The sequence below is a fragment of the Paenibacillus segetis genome, assembly GCF_014639155.1.
Lineage (GTDB): Bacteria > Bacillota > Bacilli > Paenibacillales > Paenibacillaceae > Fontibacillus > Fontibacillus segetis.
On the sequence record NZ_BMFT01000001.1, the window covers coordinates 3312903 to 3329915 of the forward strand.

The following is a 17013-nucleotide window of genomic DNA, read 5'->3' on the forward strand; positions in this document are numbered from 1 at the left end:
CCCGGAATGTTAATTTAATTTCGTAACGCCTTACCTTTGGTCAGCATATGGTGCATCCGTTGTTGAGTCTTTGGTTCCCCACATAAACTTAAGAATGCCTCTCGTTCCAAATCGAGCATATATTGTTCACTCACAAGTGTACCTGCGGGGACATCACCTCCAGCAAGGATATGAGCCAGCTTCTTGGCAATGAGGAGATCGTGATCGCTGATAAAGCCGCCTTCTCTCATTCCCATAGCCCCTAGTTGCAGCACTGCCTTTCCCTCACTACCTACGACCTGAAATTTCTCTCCAGGTATCGGTTCATAACCTGCCTTGCTCATCCGTAGCACAGACTGTTTGGCTTCGTAGATCAAATGATCTTGATTAGCAATAATGCGATCCGTTGCACGAAGATATCCTAATCTTTTGGCATCATGACCACTCGTTGAGACTTTAGCCATTCCGATCGTTTCAAACACCTGATTGATGTATGGCTGAAGATCCGCCTCGGAATGTCCGACACGCTGACTTGCTCGCATCGTTAATTCTTTGCAGCCTCCACCTGCAGGAATGAGTCCTACACCAAATTCCACTAAGCCGTAATACGTTTCCACTGCTGCGATAACTTGATCCGCTGGTAAACAGGACTCAACTCCCCCTCCAAGGGTCATCCGATGCGGTGCGGCGACAACGGGTTTTTCAAATCTTTTCACTTGGTACATCGTGTTCTGGAACATGCGGATAATGCTATCAATCTCATCCCATTCCTCATCCTGGGCTTCCATTAATAGCAACATGATATTGGCCCCTACACAGAAATTTCGTCCTTGATTAGCAATGACCATGCCTTCAAAGTTACTGCGAACTTCTTCCAAGCTCTGCTGAATCATCATTAAGATATCTGCACCAATCGCATTGTTAGGCGAATGAAACTCTAGACAGGCTACTCCGTCTCCAAGATCGATTAGACTTGCCCCTTCATTCCCTTTCACAATCTTGTTATTCTCCTTCAAATTGCGGAGCGAAATAATCTCCGGTGGCTGTTCAATCTGCTTATATCTCTGCTCAGATACATAATATAGAGTCCCGTTTTCCTTCTGATAGAACGACTGATTCCCCTGTGCGATCCATTCCTTCACCCACACCGGAATACTTAAACCTTCCTTTTCCATGCGCTCCACGGATTTGACTAAGCCAATAGCATCCCAGGTCTCAAACGGGCCTAACTCCCAATTGAAGCCCCATTTCATCGCTTCGTCTATTTCATAAATGGAATCGGCGATTTCACCAACTTTTTCCGCGGAGTAAACCAGTACCTGCTTAAGAATATTCCAGGCAAATTCAGAATAACGATCTCCCGCTGTAATGAGTGCTTTCGTCTTGCCCCGTGCACCTTTCGCCAGTTTGGCCGCTTCCAGCGATCCGGAAGTGATCTTCTTCTGCGGAGCATATTCCATGGTTAAGAGTTGAAGAGATGATATTTCACTACCGTTTGGTCCTTTTTTCTTCAAATAAAAACCTTGCCCAGATTTCTCGCCTAACCAGCCTCTTTCGACCATGCTTTTCATGACTTCTGGGACAATAAAAGCTGCTCTTTCTGTTTCATCAGTTACATTAGCGTATACGTTGTCTGCCACATGAATGAATGTATCAAGTCCGACCATATCGAGGGTGCGAAAGGTTGCACTCTTCGGACGCCCCATGGCGGGTCCGGTTACTGCATCTACTTCCTCCACGGTAAAACCTTGCTCTACCATTGCTTGTAATGTGATAAGTAGTCCATAAGTACCGATTCTGTTGGCGATAAAATTTGGTGTATCCTTGGCTAAGACGACGCCTTTGCCTAGTACTTTTTCACCCAAAACTCTCATTTGTTGAACTATCTGTGGATCTGTATGCATTCCGGGAATGATCTCTAGCAACTTCATATACCGTGGTGGATTGAAAAAGTGTGTACCTAAAAAATACTGCTGAAAGTCTTCACTACAATCCGCCACCATTTCATCAATCGAAATCCCTGACGTATTGGAGCTCACAATCGTTCCGGGCTTCCAATACCGTTCTACCTTGCTGAGGAGATCCTTTTTAACCTGGAGATTCTCAACAACAACCTCAATGACCCAGTCCACTTCTGCTATGTGGGACAAGTGATCCTCTAGATTCCCCGGAGTGATCCTGTCTGCAAAAGCAATGTCATAAAGGGGGGAGGGCGTACTCTTCTGCAGCTTTGCAACTGCTCCTGTAGCCAAACGATTTCTAACCGCTGGATGTTCGGGAGTATAACCTTTCTTTACCTCCTCATCAGTCATGTCTTGCGGCACCATATCCAGCAATAAACATGGAATTCCAACGTTAGCTAGATGCGCTGCAATGCCGGAGCCCATAATTCCCGAGCCAATGACTGCCGCCTTGCGAATGGATTTATTCATTTTCTTCCCTCCAGTTCAGCTTCTATTTAACGGATGGGATGATCCCCAAATACGGATTGCTCCAAAATTTCTGCTATATCTTTCGCTTTGATATGCTCCTCAACTTCCTTCATCTTGGTACCGTCCTCCATCATCGTGAGGCAATAAGGACATGCACTACTAATGACCGTTGGATTCACCTCTAGCGCCTGCTCGGTACGGGCCAAATTTACACGCTTACCCGCCTTCTCCTCCAGCCACATCATCCCGCCACCGGCACCACAGCACATCCCATTCTGCCGAGATCGCTTCATTTCGGCTACTTCCACACCGGGGATAGCCTTCAAGATATTACGCGGCTCATCATAAACATTGTTGTAGCGCCCTAGATAACACGAGTCGTGATACGTAATTCTCTCCTTCACTTCATGATGGGGATTCAACTTCCCAGCTTGAATGAGCTGGTCAAGTAACTGTGTGTGGTGGTAGACTTCCACCCCCTCAAGTCCAAATTCGGGATACTCGTTCTTCAATGTATTGAATGTATGTGGGCATGCGGTAACAATCTTACGAACCCCGTATTTTTGGAAAATCTCAATGTTGTCCGCGCACAGTTGTTGAAATAACATTTCATTGCCCATCCGACGCGGGGTATCACCCGAATTCTTCTCCTCATTGCCCAGAATGGCGAATGAAATTCCCGATTCATTGAGTAGCCTAGCAAAAGCTCGCGAAATCGAGCGACTTCGAAGATCATAGGAACCCATCGAACCTACAAAAAACAAGTATTCAAAATCAGGATTCTCCTTCACCGTGGGAACCTGAATCCCCTCGATTTCTCCAGTCCATGTGGCTCGGTCATTGCGACTCAACCCCCAAGGATTACCCTGCCGCTCAATATTCTGCATGGCGCGTTGCCCCTCGTGAGGAACACTCCCCTGCATTAAAACTAGATGTCTGCGCAGATCAATAATCTTATCGACGTGCTCATTACTTACCGGACATTGATCCTCACAATTACGGCAGGTCGTACAGGACCAGATTTCCTCTTCTGATATGACCTCACCGATGAGTTCTAATTGTTCAGAATTCTTCTCACCTTTGTTCCAGGTTGATTTATGCCAATCTATTGTCGGTACGATGTTCGTAATCATATCTTCATTCGCATGCCATAGGACGGGCTCTTTCTGCTCCGTAACTAGTGCATGACTTCCACTCGTAGCAAACAAATAACTAGGCACCCACGGGGATTTTCCTGTTACTGCAGTTCCTTTCTCCACGGCATGATCCCTTAATTTCGTAATGAGGTGCATAGGGGATAACACCTTGCCAGTATTACTTGCAGGACAAGCATCGGTACACCGCCCACATTCCACACAAGCATAGAAATCGAGCATTTGTTTCTGTGTGAAGTCCTCAATCTTACCAACGCCAAAAGTCTCTGCATCTTCGTCTTCCAAATCCAATTTTGTGAGGCGACCTACAGGCTCGCTACGACGAAACCAAATGTTAAGGGGTGCGGTCATAATATGAAAATGCTTCGACTGCGGCACATAGACCAGAAATGACAAGAGAATTAGCAAATGCATCCACCAAAATCCAATAAACCAGCCGTAGGCCGTGGAGCTTGAGATTCCAGTAAAGGCTAGCGCAAGGACGGAGGAGATCGGAGCGTAGCCACTAAACTCAAGGTCCTGCCACACACGCTCGAAGCTTAAACTGAACACAACAGATAACATCAAGAAGAAAATGAAGAAGATAACTAAGCTTGGCTTCCAACCCTTTTTTAAACGAGTCAACTTCTCCCCATAACGTCGATAAGCGGCGTACCCCATAGAGAATAAAATCAGAATGACCGTGATTTCCTGCATGAGCCCAAACACTTCATAACCCGGAATCGGCAGATGTTTACCTGCTGTTAATCCTTTTACAATCAGATCTAAGGCTCCGAACTGTAAAATAATGAATCCATAAAAAATAAGGAAGTGCATCACCCCACTTTTGGGATCCTTCAACAACTTTTTCTGACCAAATACCTGTGATAAGAACTCCCCCCATCTTCCTTCACCTCGTTGCCGGAAGTTCGAAGGTTCTCCAAGCTTTAGATACAAGTAGCGATGATACACAGCTTTATAGAATAAATAGAAGGCATATCCCGTTACCGCCAGAAACAATACGAAATTCGCAATTTGCCACCCCATCTCTTCGCATCCTTTCTTTGATTGTAAAAAGACCATCCATCGATGCATTAAGAAACCGTTCACATAATATACATTTATTGATAACGCATGAACTTCATGCCCATTTTCCAAAAAAATGAATGAGTCCTCATTCATTAAATTCGAATGCTTATGCCGAGGTGTCTCCATGACAAATAAAAGACAAGAAAAATATGAACTCATCTTGGGGGCCGCCCTAAAAGTCATTGCAGAGAATGGTTTTCATGGATCACAAATATCCAAAATCGCTAAGGAAGCGGGGATCGCTGATGGGACCGTTTATCTTTATTTTAAGAACAAAGAAGATATCCTCGTTTCCCTCTTTCAACAACGATTAGGTGACTTGGTCAGCAGGTTTAACAGCAGTATTCGCGAGACACATTCAGCGGAAGAGGCTCTGCGTAAGATTTGTGAGATTCATTTCACCGAGCTGGAACAAAACGTAGATCTAGCTTATGTAACTCAGATCGAACTCCGCCAAAGTTCGTTTGAACTTCGTAAAGCGATCGGTCTCTCGGTGAAACCTTATATCCAACTGATTGAGAACATTCTCGAACGAGGAGTGCAAGAAAAGGGGTTCCGACCTGATCTCGATATTAAGCTAACCCGTTTGCTATTATTTGGGGGATTAGATGAAGTGGTGACCTCTTGGATCATATCCGGAAGGAAATACTCGTTATCTGCTCAAGTAGACAAAACCGTAGAATTTTTCTTGAAAGGCTTGAAATAATCCATAAAGAGGGGAGCATGCAGATGAATATCTATGTCATTCTCAAACAAACATTTGACACGGAGGAGAAAATCGCAATTCAAGAGGGGGTTATTTCCGACGACGGAGTCAAGTTCATCATAAATCCCTATGACGAATATGCCGTTGAAGAAGCTTTGCACCTCAAGGAGCAACATGGGGGGAGCGTGACCGTCCTTTCTATCGGGCCTAATCGCACAACAGAAGCGTTAAGAACCGCACTTGCCATGGGGGCAGATGAAGCCGTGCTAATTTCTGATGATCAAATCAGTAGTGGTGATGAATTCAGTGTCTCCAAAGTATTAGCTGCTTATCTCGACAAGCAATCCTTCGATCTTATATTAGGAGGCAATTTCTCCATTGATAGTGGAGGGGGCCAAGTGGCCATCCGACTCTCTCAATTACTCAATATTCCGCATGTTGCGTCGATTATCAAGCTCGATGTTAGTGGAGATCAAGCTTTTGTTCATCGTGATTCCGAAGGGGATATCGAAACGTTGATGGTTACCCTGCCTGCATTATTCACCGCACAACAGGGTTTGAATGAACCACGCTACCCGTCGTTACCCGGGATTATGAAAGCAAAGAAGAAACCCTTTCATCAGCTCACTCTAGATGATGTAGGACTTACAGAATCTGAAATCAGCGCCAAAACAGAGCGTCTATCCCTCTTCTTACCTCCTACACGTAAATCAGGTCAAATCTTACAAGGTGAGCTTAACGATCAAGCTGCAGAGCTCGTTCAGCTTCTTCAGCATTCTGATGTGAAGGCGATTTAATCCAGAAAAGGAGATGTACCTATGAGTAAAACTTACGTTGTCGTCGCAGAAGTACGTGACAGTAAGCTACGCCAAGTCACGCTGGAAGCGCTGAATTCTGTTGCTTTGGCACAAGAAGATGACGACCTCCTTGCGGTCATTCTAATGGGACATCAGCTTGCGGCGATTACAGAACAGTTATCCCAGTATGTTGCCGGGCAGATTCATGTTATCGACCATATTGATTTGGGAACATACAACTCTGAAACCTACTTTGCTGCTATTAAAGATGTATTGGACAGCTTGAACCCGCATGTTGTGTTCTTGGGGCATACGGCATCAGGACGTGACCTCGCTCCAATGATCGCAGCATATTTAAATGCAGGTCAACTATCAGATGTAATTGCCATAGAGAAGGCGGATGCAGAAGTACTGTATACCAGACCTCTTTATGCAGGGAAGGCATTTGAACAAAAAAAATTCATTGAAAGCCCCCAAGTCGTTACGATACGCCCAAACAATATAGCTGCCGCTACCGCTAATCCTTCTAACCCGCAAGCAGAGGTCATTACAACCGACTACGCTCCACCTGCATCACTTCGTTCCATCGTGAAAGACGTTATTCGTAAAACCTCAGGCAAAGTAGATCTGACAGAAGCTAAAATTGTCGTGTCCGGTGGAAGAGGTGTCAAGAGTAGCGATGGCTTCAAGCCGTTGCAAGAATTAGCTGAGGTATTAAATGGGGCAGTTGGTGCATCGCGGGGAGCATGTGATGCCGGGTATTGCGATTATGCCTTGCAGATTGGTCAAACGGGTAAAGTCGTCACACCCGAAATTTATATCGCCTGCGGAATCAGCGGCGCCATTCAGCATTTAGCCGGCATGAGCCAATCTCGCATCATCATCGCCATCAATAAGGACCCGGAAGCACCGATATTCAAATTGGCCGATTACGGCATCGTAGGCGACCTATTCGTCGTCGTTCCCCTGTTGACGGAAGAATTCAAAAAAGCGTTGGCTTAATATTGGAAAGACCCGCAGCTCACTTTGTGAGTAGCTGCGGGTCTTTTATTAGTTGGAGGCAGATAAACAAAAAGTAGGAATCCATCCATATTCATCATTTTCTGTTTTACAGTATGTCCAATCGTTTAAATGCTCTAAACCCAATAGTAAATCACCTTGATTAGCTGTTAATTCATGAGCTGAATAATCTTTAGTAGCCATTGCTATACCCTGTTTATTTGGGGTTGTTAAAATCTGCTTCGGAACCCATCCTTCTTTTTGTGTAGCCATTGATGTACAAAAAATCCAATTAGGAAATTGAGTATCTTCTTTTCCATATAAAACTTCTTGTTCTTTTCTTAAAATTATTGGGTCAGGGTAACTCGATATATGATCTTTAATTACAGTGTAGTGTTGCAAGGTACACTCTCCTTTCGTCTATTAATTATAAATGAAGGTAGTAGGCTATGCATTAAGCGTTATTTAATTGTTTTTTCTAGCAAGCCACTATAGTATTAATAGACACACATGATATAGCTTTTCATGATTACACGAATACTAAGGAGTTCTTACATATGGATTTTGTTGCAATAGACTTTGAAACAGCCAACGCGAATCGATCAAGCGCCTGCTCTTTAGGCCTTGTTGAAGTCCAAGGAGGCGTTATTACCTCAGAACAGGTCTGGTTAATCGATCCGGAGCAACCTTTTGACTATCGAAATATACAGATTCATGGGATCACTCCTGCAATGGTTAGCGGTATGCCTACGTTCCATGAGCTGTGGCCGACGCTTGAACCCTACCTACAAGGAAAACAGGTTGTCGCGCACAATGCCTCTTTTGATATGAGCGTTTTACGTTATTGCTTAGACCAATGTGATGTAGCGTACCCTTCCTTCCAATATTTCTGTACCTACCTACTGAGCAAAAAAATGTTACCAGACATGTCTTCCTACAAATTAAATGTGATCGCTGCATACTATGACATCGCGCTCAACCATCATGAAGCATTAGATGATGCTCGTGCGTGTGCGAAGATTCTACTAAAGTTATTAGCTCAAGATAATCACGCTGATCCTGTACAACTCTCCAAAGCTCATGGTTGTAAAGTAGGATCGATCTTCGCTGAAGGTTATACTCCCTTCTCGGCTCCAGCGAAGAAACGTCCGAAGAAGGCGGCATCAAGTTACCTCAACAACCGTCCCACTTTCCCGAGCTCTTACTTTTGACTAAAAGCTTGTACATCTAGCGGATTTATACTGGGATTTCAGGTCACATTAGAGGGAAAACCTCCCATTAATTTGTGTAGTGGGCACCTCACTCAACAATTTACTGGAATAACTCCCGTTAATTTAACCATTCTTAATAACAACGGGGCTAAAGCGTTAAATTAGATGGAGAAAATCCAGTTAATTAGCCCCCTGTTTACAATGGCCACCAATTTAGCTGGAGAAATTCCAGTTATTCGTACTCCATAGGCGTTGAATCTTTGTTTAAGCAATAATCTTCGTTTTCTTAGCATTTTCCGCGGAACGTTTGGTGAGGTTGCTAAGTGGTCGTTTCAGTGCAAGGGCAAAGAACAGACTGATCCCCATAAACACAATCAGGAACACCATATCCTTGATCGCCGTTTGCCACAATATGCCCCCAACAGCCTCCCGAAGCAAGCTAATTGCATAGGTAAACGGCATAAATGGATTAAGCACTTGGAAGAAAGGCGCTGACATGCTGATTGGAAAGGTCCCCCCTGAGCTAGAGAATTGTAATACCATGAATACAATCGCTAACCCCTTGCCTATATTGCCAAATACGGACAGCAACATATAAGTGATTGAGACGAATACAGCACTAACTAGAAGGGCAAAGACGACAAACCAGTACTTATTTGCTACATAGGTATCTAGAAAGATGAAATTACCCAAGGATATACATACTGCCTGCATTAACCCGATCGACATAAATGTGAACATTCTCCCCAGGTAAAGCTCATGTCCCCGAAAGCTTCCGGTAGGATTCTCTGCTTCAGCACGTAACAAGGAAATCAACAAAGTTGACCCTACCCACAAAGCAAGCACACAGTAAAAGGGCATCATCGCTGACCCGTAATTGGGAATTGGATAGAGCTGATTTTCTTTAATTTGCACCGGACTAGCAAGAAACTCACTTTCCTTCTGAATATCTCCGCGGAGCAACCTAGCAAGCTCATCTATGTTATTGTTACTATTCACATCTCTAAGTGTTGCTGCTGCTTTTTTGATCGCAGCCTCAAGCAACGGCAAATCATCCCTTACCAATCCCGCGACACGATGAACACCATGCTGCACCTCAGGCAGTTTAGTTGTGACGAAATCCGATACTTTACCTATCTCAGTCTCCGCTTTTGGCAAATCATTTTGCACAAAAGAAGCTGCAGCATCGATTTTACCACCTACTTTGGGCAATTCATTCTGTACAAAAGGAGCAACGATATTAATCGCCGTTGTAAAAGCTTCTGTCTTGCTCTTCAAGTTCTCGGCCATCTCATGAACCTTCGCCCTAATATCCGGCAGCTCTGTCTGAAGACGCTGGAGCTCGCCTTGACCAAAACTCATGACTTGATTAGCCGAAGCCAATATCTCGGCAATATCCGGTAACTTTCCTTGTGCAGTCTGCAAAGTCTTCGAAGTGACTGAAGCCGTTTCTTGGAGCTTGTCTAATCCCCCAGTAATGGCCGGGACAAGCTCACTATCATAGGAAGCGATCAATTCATCCAATGAGCTAGATATATTCTTTGAGATGGCATTTAATTGCGAAACGGCTTCGCTTGGCGGTGTCTCGTTATTGTTTACTGCTTTTTTTACAAGATTAAGCAATTGAATCTGTGTATTCAGCTTCTTTGAAATCGAATTTATCCGATCAACTTTACCAGTCAAATTGTTACCCGGCAAATAACTGCCTATATTCCCAAGCAAATCTTTCAAGCTTTCGGTAGCGTGTAGCCCCGTAGAGAGCCGCGCTAATACTTGATCTATTTGTTCTACGGTCACAGTCGAAGCGGTGTCGATATTCACGTCCGTTAACTTAGCTGAGATGAGCTCCACTGAACTCGCAATCTGATTGAGCAGAATTAAATTTTGCTTAATGGCTGGGGCCATCGACTGAAACGCCTCTTTATTCGAAGTAAGAAAACTATTCATTTCATTCGTAAACTGTATCCCAGTTGTAGCTATTGTTCCTATCTTCTCCAACTGACTTTGAGCGGCTGTTACAATTTCCAGTGCTTTGTTTGTTTTAACCAGTGCTTCTTCAATTGTTTTGCTTATACGATCAAAGTTAGCATCTGCTTCCTGAATCCGATCAGCAGCCTCTTGAATTTGCGGCAGTCTTTGCTGGATTGCCAACACTTCGGACGTAGCCTGACTTATTTGCGGCCAATATTGCTGAAGCTTTAACACATAGTTAGCTGCCTCTGAAATTTCCGGAAGCATCTGCTGAACGGCAACGATCTTTTGCGCCTTATCATTAATCTCAGGTAACCTGCTCTCCACTTCAAATACTTTTTGCCCAGCAGCTTCAATCGTCGGTATATCGCTTTCTAGTGCAAATATCCCGTCTTCTATTCTTCGGATCATAGGTAGGTTGTTCTGTAACTCTATGTTAGCTTCACTTAACTTACTCAATATGACCTCACTCACCGACTCCGTAAAGCTTTCATTGATCTGCTTCGCAACTGCAGATACTCCAGAGCCTGTGATTTTGGGAGCAATAGCGTTTACCTTTTCATTGATCGTATATATAACTTCCGGTCGGTCCACCTTTCCTTCAATAATCCCGGTTATTTTAGAAGAAAAGTCAGCAGGTACAAGTAAACTAGCATAAAAGGTTCCCTTCATTACGCCGTCATACGCCTCATGCTCATCGACAAACGTCCATCCAAGCTTATTATTTCCTTTCAAATTCTCAATCAGCGTTGCTCCCATATTAAGATTAAGGCCATTAACTACCGCACCCTCATCCAGACTAGTCACCGCAATCTTAATTCCCTGCGTATTGTTATATGGATCCCAAACCGATTTAACATTGATCCAATCGTACAATCCAGGCAATATAATAATTGCAGCAATGAGGAATATCCCTGTCGGAACACGTAAGATATGAATCCAATCACTTTTGAAAATATGCCAAATGTTACGCATCAAAAGACCACCTATTCTAGATGTGATATCGAAAAGTATTAGTCAGCTAATAGGTATTTTAGACAAAGGACCCAAGGCAAATGCCCTAGGTCCCCAAAATATGCCTTCTTATTTATGTTCTAAGATGTTACTTTTTATGCGTCAGAAGTGTATTCAGTCCATGAAGCTCTTAATATGACATTCCTCTGTCACATATTTACGCTATACTAATATCGAGGTGACTAAGCATGCAAATAAATAGGCTATTTGAAATTGTATATATGCTATTTAATAAGAAGACCGTTACGGCAAGGGAACTGGCTCAGCATTTTGAGGTTTCACAACGGACTATATATAGAGATATTGAGACGCTTAGTCAAGCGGGGATTCCTATCTACACCAATAAAGGTAAGGGCGGGGGTATCAGCATTCTCCCCCAGTTTGTTCTAAATAAGTCTGTGCTGTCAGACGTAGAGCAAAATGATATTTTATCGGCATTACAAGGGTTGAATGCACTGAATATTCCAAATATAGATCCTGTCCTGTCCAAGCTTGGAGCTCTATTTAATAAGAATAATACAAGCTGGATTGATGTGAATTTCTCCCATTGGGGTAGTGATGACAGCGAAATAGAGAAGTTTATGTCCTTGAAACATGCGATTCTTAATAAAAAAGTGATTATGTTTGATTATTACAGTTCCTATGGAGAAAAGTTAACACGGTCCGTAGAACCGCTAAAGCTTGTTTTTAAAGGACGAGGTTGGTATCTCTATGGGTACTGTAGGTTGAAAAAGGATACCCGCATGTTCAAAATTACACGTATTCGAAATTTGCTCACTTCAGACGAGGTCTTCAACAGGGATATTCCTGAAGATATTTGGAGCCCCTCAGAGAACACGGGCAACAGAGGCGACATCATCACATTAGTTATGAAAATAGATGCCCAATTGACCTATCGATTGTACGATGAATTTCAACCTGAGAATATTTCACGCAACGACGACGGAAGCTTTACGGTTACAACTTCTATGCCCGAAAACGAATGGGTGTATGGATATATCATGTCGTACGGAGAATATGCAGAGGTCATAGAACCAACTCATATAAAAGACATTATTGTGAGCAAATATAAAAAAGCACTTAAAAAATATTTATAATATGACATACTGTTGTCAATTTATGAATGTTACACTGACTTCATTAACTGAGAAGAGGTGTATTCAATGAAATATGAAGTAGTGGAAATAAGCGAGAAAAAGGTAGTAGGAATCACAGCCCGCACAAGGAATTCTGATGCCGATATGCCTCAAATCATCGGAGGACTATGGCAGCGTTTTTGGACTGATGGCATTTATCAATCCATATCACATAAGCAGAATGATTGTAGTATAGGATTATACTCGAACTATGAGAACGACGTAAATGGAGCTTATGATATCACGGTTTGTTGTGAAGTTTCTGAATTGGACCACTTACCATCTGGCGTTGAGGCAAAGATCATCTCCTCTGGCAAATACGCTAAGTTTGTCGTTCATGGACATATGCAACATGCCGTTGGAGAATTTTGGACAAAGCTATGGGGGATGAATCTAGACCGAAGATATGGCTATGATTTTGAAGAGTATCAAAGTGGTGGCGATATGGACAACGCCGAAATTCATATATACATCGCAATTAATTAAATAAAAGGGAAAGAAAGTGTGCTTATCATGAAGCATGAATGGAAAAAACATGAGAAATCGTTGTATTTGCCAAAAAACAAACCTGAGCTTATTATCGTCCCAAGCTTTAACTTTTTCACGATAGAAGGATCAGGTAATCCTAATCAGGAGTCATTCTCTGAAGCGGTAGGTGTGCTATATTCCTTATCGTATGGGATCAAAATGTCTCCTAAGAAAGGCATCATCCCAAATGGTTATTTTGAGCATAGTATCTATCCGCTTGAGGGAATTTGGGATATAAGTGATGAAGCTAAAGCTAATAACAATCATACTCTAGATAAGAACGAGTTAGTTTACAAAATTATGATTCGCCAGCCTGACTTTGTAACTAAAGAGCTTGCTTGCGAGATCATCGAAACGGTCAAAAGTAAAAAGCCTCATCCTCTACTTGAAAAGGTTCAGTTTGAAGCCATTGAGGATGGTCTCTCCGTGCAGATCCTGCACACGGGTCCTTATGATAACGAACCTGAAAGTTTTGAGCTTATGGATCAGTATTGTAGTGCAAATGGATTAGTGCGAACTGTACTTACCCACAGGGAAATCTATATTACAGATGCAAGAAAAACTGCAATTGATAAGTTGAAAACCGTGTTACGAATTTCGGTAAAACACCTAGAACACTAATAAAGGACCTAAGGCAGACACCTTAGGTCCTTTATCTCTATCTATTATAACTTCAAACGATAAACCGCCTTATTCTCCAATCCCCTGATAAACGGTGTCCATTCCTCCGTAGCCGGAGTCGTAGCCAAAGCATCCTCTACCATTTGTAGCTTGGCATCGAGCGAATCTATATGATGAAGAGCAACAGCCTCAGCCGTCTGCGGCTGAACTGGGCTACCCCATTCACCCAAGTTGTGGTGCGACAATACCAAGTGCTGTAAACCAAGCACTTTCTGCGAATCTAGGTCATAATCTAAGCGGATCGCCGCCTCTGTGATCCAATTGGATGCCATGGAGATATGCCCAACCAGCTTCCCTTGGACACTGTACTCAGACACAATCCCCAACTGGGCAACCATTTCCTCCGTTTTGGCGATATCATGCAGAATGATGCCTGCCTTTAGGAAATCGGAATTCAAGAACGGTCGTTGCTTACACAAGAATTCACCAATTTCCAACATCCGAACCATATGATAAGCGAGTCCCGCAAAATAGTCATGATGATGCGTTTTAGCAGCAGGATAATGCATTAATTTATCTTCTACCTTATCTACGCAAAATGATACGATTGCGGCAATTTCCTCATCGGAAATGCTCGAAATTACCCCTTTAATAGTATTAATCAGATCATTCGGACTGATCGGAGCCGAGCGAACAAAATCAGTTAACGTGACACCGTCCTCAGCAGTAGCGGGCCTAATTTTTATAATTTTAACCTGCAATCGCTCGCGATAGGTTTGCACGAGCCCCTGTACCTTTACTAACCCCATCGGAAAAAAAGTTTCTTTATCGGTAGCCGATGCATCCCACAGCTTGGCTGGTAGCTGACCACTGGAGTCACACAGGACGATATCTAAATACTCCTTGGGTGGAGTACTATTGGTCTGTTTAACCTCAAGTTCTTTCAATAAATAAAATCCTACAAATTCATCTTGGCTAGTGAGCTGATTAATCAAGGTCATATATTTTCCTCCTAATAGTACAGGTTACTATAATAGTAGATACATTCTCATCATAAAAGAAAACACCGCTTCTAATAGATAAGTGAGTGTGACAAGTCATCTCTCCCACAAAGAAGGGGTGTTCTCAATTATAATAGAACATAACATAAGATAGAATCAACGTCTAACTGGAATCATTTAAATTCAACTAAATTGAGAACAACTATCTTGTTTCTTTACGGCCTGCAAGCAAGTAGGTGATGGGTCCAATTGTGGCAATAAAAATGATGATAAGCTCCCAAATCCATTTTTTTTCGCCTCTAACCTGTGTGCTATCTCTTCGAGAGATGTCTGCCAAAGCAGTAATGATGAGAATAAGCCAAATGACAACCAATGGAATTATATAAATCAGTTCCACACTCTCACTCCCTATCTCAACTATTTTGTTTGATGAAAGGTGATATCTCCATTCTCACTGGACATTTGGACCTCTAGGTTACCCTCCCCCAGAGACCGAGCCAGAAATTGATCACTATCTTGGGATAGCTCCAGACCAGCTATATCCGTTCGAATCTTTCCGGTGCCGGTATGAAGTACCGTTTGTACAGCTTTAACAGGTTTGCCCACGTACAGTGTTATATCTCCTGTCATCGTATTCGCTTGAATATCCCCAGCTAATTCAGCCAATTTGATAACAATTTCACCTGTTGTTGAATTGAGGTCAAGAGAAACCGTATTTCCATCTAACTCGATATCACCTGTTACTGTTCTTATCTTATTTAATCGACTATCAGTGCCATTCACCTGAACGTGGCCCGTTTCTGATTTCAAGGTATTATTAATGGAGTGAATATTGTTCAACTGGATATCACCTGTAATGGTAGTAACGGTAATAGCTTCAAAAATTTTATCCGGTACAGACAGCGTTAGATCAACATCATAACTTGCATTGATTGTAAACCGTTGTTTCTTCAACTCCAGAACAGTGATATCTAATGTACCGTTATCGATCGACGTGTTCAGTGCTAATCTCTCTGAGTATTGAACCGATTGGGAGCCAAGTCTAGTTAATGTAATAGCATCACCGGAAATTCGCTCGATTTGAATATCGTCCATAGCAGCATTTATCACAATATTATTAATGCTGTCACTCTTGAATGATCTATTTTCACTAACCGCCACTGTATTAAAGGGAGATATGCCCATAAAATACAAAATAAAGTTACCCATAAGTCCGATTATGATACAAGTAAGTGCAATTCGTAATAAAGAACGTCTCCATATCATCATAGAATGGGTTTCCTCGCTCTCCTTAATGTTTCTAACAAATAACTAAGTACCCCTTTGGAGTACCAGACTGTAAATTGCATCATCAGTGTAAGTAGTAAGAGACCGAATCCGAAGAAGCTCAAGAAGACGAATCCGAATTTAAGAAGTTCGACCGAAAATCCGTTGTCCATTAAGATCATACTAGGAACGACGAACATACAAACGATACCGAACCCAATGAAAGCGAATTGGACGAGATAGAGTACGCTGACGGGGAATAGAACGAAAAATACATGTAGAATTCCCAGACGTACGGTTGAGAAAATGGCACGAATCGTACTTTTTATTTTTGGATTTTCACGAGCTTGTTCAATTTTCATCTCAGCTATAAGACTTTCTGCAAGCTTGGTGGGAGGTTCCAAATTGCTCAATACCGTCTGCTCGTCAATTCCGCTTGATATGGCCATATAAATATGGCTATATATTTCTTTAACTGCATCCTCTTTATCAGCCTTGGGTAAGGAACGAAGCGATCGTTCCAGCTCTTCAATGTACGCATCGATTTGAACACTCATGGTTTTTCCTCCGTTTGCTCCAATTGATCGATTTGTTGAATGGCATCTACAAGGTTCTTCCATTCTCCTGACATTTCTTCTAGAAGCTCCTCCCCCAATGGAGTCAACATATAATATTTCCTAGGGGGTCCTGACGCTGATTCCTGCCAGAATGATTCAATGTATTTTTCTTTGGAAAGTCGCCTTAACAAGGGGTACAGAGTCCCTTCTGTAACGGAAAGAATTTGCCATTTGCTTAATAAAGTAGTGAACTCATATCCATAACGCTTATTTTGTTTGAGAAGAAGCAAAATGGAATACTCAACAATCCCTCTTCGGACTTGGGAAATCCATTCATTCATATTCATATTCATCACCTTGCCAAGAGTGTAGCACAAGGTACTGTGTACTGCAAGGTACGATGTAATAATTTTCTAAAAAATATTCGAACGATAACAAAAGTGTGCTCCACCATTTCCATGTTCTATGGATATCCTCAAGTTTTTTTCTACTATTAAACAAATAGTTTCTATAAATAAAGAAAGGTTGTTGCTCCCTTTAGAGAATACTTATTTTTTTAGGGTACTAGATCTA

General features: G+C 42.5%; 16 protein-coding genes. 7 read left to right on the forward strand and 9 right to left on the reverse strand.

Going from position 1 to position 17013, the window contains the following annotated elements; genetic code table 11:
* Window positions 1-14 precede the first annotated feature (14 nt).
* On the reverse strand, window positions 15-2411 hold the full coding sequence (locus tag IEW05_RS15610; protein ID WP_188540387.1) for a 3-hydroxyacyl-CoA dehydrogenase/enoyl-CoA hydratase family protein: 2397 nt from the start codon (window positions 2409-2411) through the stop codon (window positions 15-17).
* A 26-nt stretch (window positions 2412-2437) separates the two neighbouring features.
* On the reverse strand, window positions 2438-4591 hold the full coding sequence (locus IEW05_RS15615) for a (Fe-S)-binding protein (RefSeq protein WP_188540389.1): 2154 nt from the start codon (window positions 4589-4591) through the stop codon (window positions 2438-2440).
* A 166-nt stretch (window positions 4592-4757) separates the two neighbouring features.
* On the opposite strand from IEW05_RS15615, the gene fadR reads away from it, so the two are divergent.
* From fadR to IEW05_RS15630, 3 genes are read left to right on the forward strand one after another with little or no spacing between them, the layout of a single operon-like run.
* A complete protein-coding gene (gene fadR / locus IEW05_RS15620; protein WP_188540390.1) occupies window positions 4758-5339 on the forward strand; it encodes a fatty acid metabolism transcriptional regulator FadR in 582 nt (193 codons plus the stop codon).
* Window positions 5340-5362: 23 nt separating this feature from the next.
* Complete coding sequence (locus IEW05_RS15625) at window positions 5363-6136, forward strand: electron transfer flavoprotein subunit beta/FixA family protein (protein ID WP_188540392.1); 774 nt, start codon at window positions 5363-5365, stop codon at window positions 6134-6136.
* A gap of 21 nt (window positions 6137-6157) precedes the next feature.
* Window positions 6158-7138, forward strand: coding sequence for an electron transfer flavoprotein subunit alpha/FixB family protein (locus tag IEW05_RS15630; protein WP_188540394.1), 981 nt, complete (start codon window positions 6158-6160; stop codon window positions 7136-7138).
* A 48-nt stretch (window positions 7139-7186) separates the two neighbouring features.
* Here IEW05_RS15630 and IEW05_RS15635 read toward each other — a convergent pair whose 3' ends face one another.
* Window positions 7187-7537 carry an SH3 domain-containing protein gene (locus IEW05_RS15635; RefSeq protein WP_188540396.1) on the reverse strand — a complete coding sequence of 117 codons (351 nt, stop codon included), beginning with the start codon at window positions 7535-7537 and terminating at the stop codon, window positions 7187-7189.
* A gap of 155 nt (window positions 7538-7692) precedes the next feature.
* Between IEW05_RS15635 and IEW05_RS15640 the strand changes: the two genes are divergently transcribed.
* Window positions 7693-8346, forward strand: coding sequence for a 3'-5' exonuclease (locus tag IEW05_RS15640; RefSeq protein WP_188540398.1), 654 nt, complete (start codon window positions 7693-7695; stop codon window positions 8344-8346).
* Window positions 8347-8610: 264 nt separating this feature from the next.
* On the opposite strand, the gene IEW05_RS15645 is transcribed toward IEW05_RS15640, so the two are convergent.
* Window positions 8611-11292, reverse strand: coding sequence for a YhgE/Pip domain-containing protein (locus IEW05_RS15645; RefSeq protein ID WP_188540400.1), 2682 nt, complete (start codon window positions 11290-11292; stop codon window positions 8611-8613).
* Between the two features lie 227 nt (window positions 11293-11519).
* On the opposite strand from IEW05_RS15645, the gene IEW05_RS15650 reads away from it, so the two are divergent.
* From IEW05_RS15650 to IEW05_RS15660, 3 genes are all read left to right on the forward strand, one after another.
* Window positions 11520-12428 carry a helix-turn-helix transcriptional regulator gene (locus IEW05_RS15650; protein WP_188540402.1) on the forward strand — a complete coding sequence of 303 codons (909 nt, stop codon included), beginning with the start codon at window positions 11520-11522 and terminating at the stop codon, window positions 12426-12428.
* A 66-nt stretch (window positions 12429-12494) separates the two neighbouring features.
* Window positions 12495-12953 carry a GyrI-like domain-containing protein gene (locus IEW05_RS15655; protein ID WP_188540403.1) on the forward strand — a complete coding sequence of 153 codons (459 nt, stop codon included), beginning with the start codon at window positions 12495-12497 and terminating at the stop codon, window positions 12951-12953.
* 27 nt (window positions 12954-12980) lie between these two features.
* A complete protein-coding gene (locus IEW05_RS15660; RefSeq protein ID WP_188540405.1) occupies window positions 12981-13616 on the forward strand; it encodes a GyrI-like domain-containing protein in 636 nt (211 codons plus the stop codon).
* 44 nt (window positions 13617-13660) lie between these two features.
* On the opposite strand, the gene IEW05_RS15665 is transcribed toward IEW05_RS15660, so the two are convergent.
* The 5 genes from IEW05_RS15665 to IEW05_RS15685 all read right to left on the reverse strand — a co-directional run bounded on the left by IEW05_RS15665 (window position 13661) and on the right by IEW05_RS15685 (window position 16781).
* Window positions 13661-14617: a 3'-5' exoribonuclease YhaM family protein gene (locus IEW05_RS15665; RefSeq protein ID WP_188540407.1), complete on the reverse strand. Its 957-nt coding sequence runs from the start codon at window positions 14615-14617 to the stop codon at window positions 13661-13663.
* A gap of 202 nt (window positions 14618-14819) precedes the next feature.
* Window positions 14820-15014 (reverse strand): PLDc N-terminal domain-containing protein, encoded by a 195-nt coding sequence (locus tag IEW05_RS15670; RefSeq protein WP_188540409.1) that lies wholly within the window; start codon window positions 15012-15014, stop codon window positions 14820-14822.
* Between the two features lie 20 nt (window positions 15015-15034).
* On the reverse strand, window positions 15035-15886 hold the full coding sequence (locus tag IEW05_RS15675) for a DUF4097 family beta strand repeat-containing protein (protein WP_188540411.1): 852 nt from the start codon (window positions 15884-15886) through the stop codon (window positions 15035-15037).
* Entirely contained in the window at window positions 15883-16440 is a 558-nt protein-coding gene (locus IEW05_RS15680; RefSeq protein ID WP_188540413.1) for an HAAS signaling domain-containing protein, read from the reverse strand. Before IEW05_RS15680 ends, IEW05_RS15675 begins: the two co-directional genes overlap by 4 nt.
* Entirely contained in the window at window positions 16437-16781 is a 345-nt protein-coding gene (locus tag IEW05_RS15685; RefSeq protein ID WP_229753396.1) for a PadR family transcriptional regulator, read from the reverse strand. The genes IEW05_RS15680 and IEW05_RS15685 overlap by 4 nt, the downstream gene beginning before the upstream one ends.
* Window positions 16782-17013: the final 232 nt, after the last annotated feature.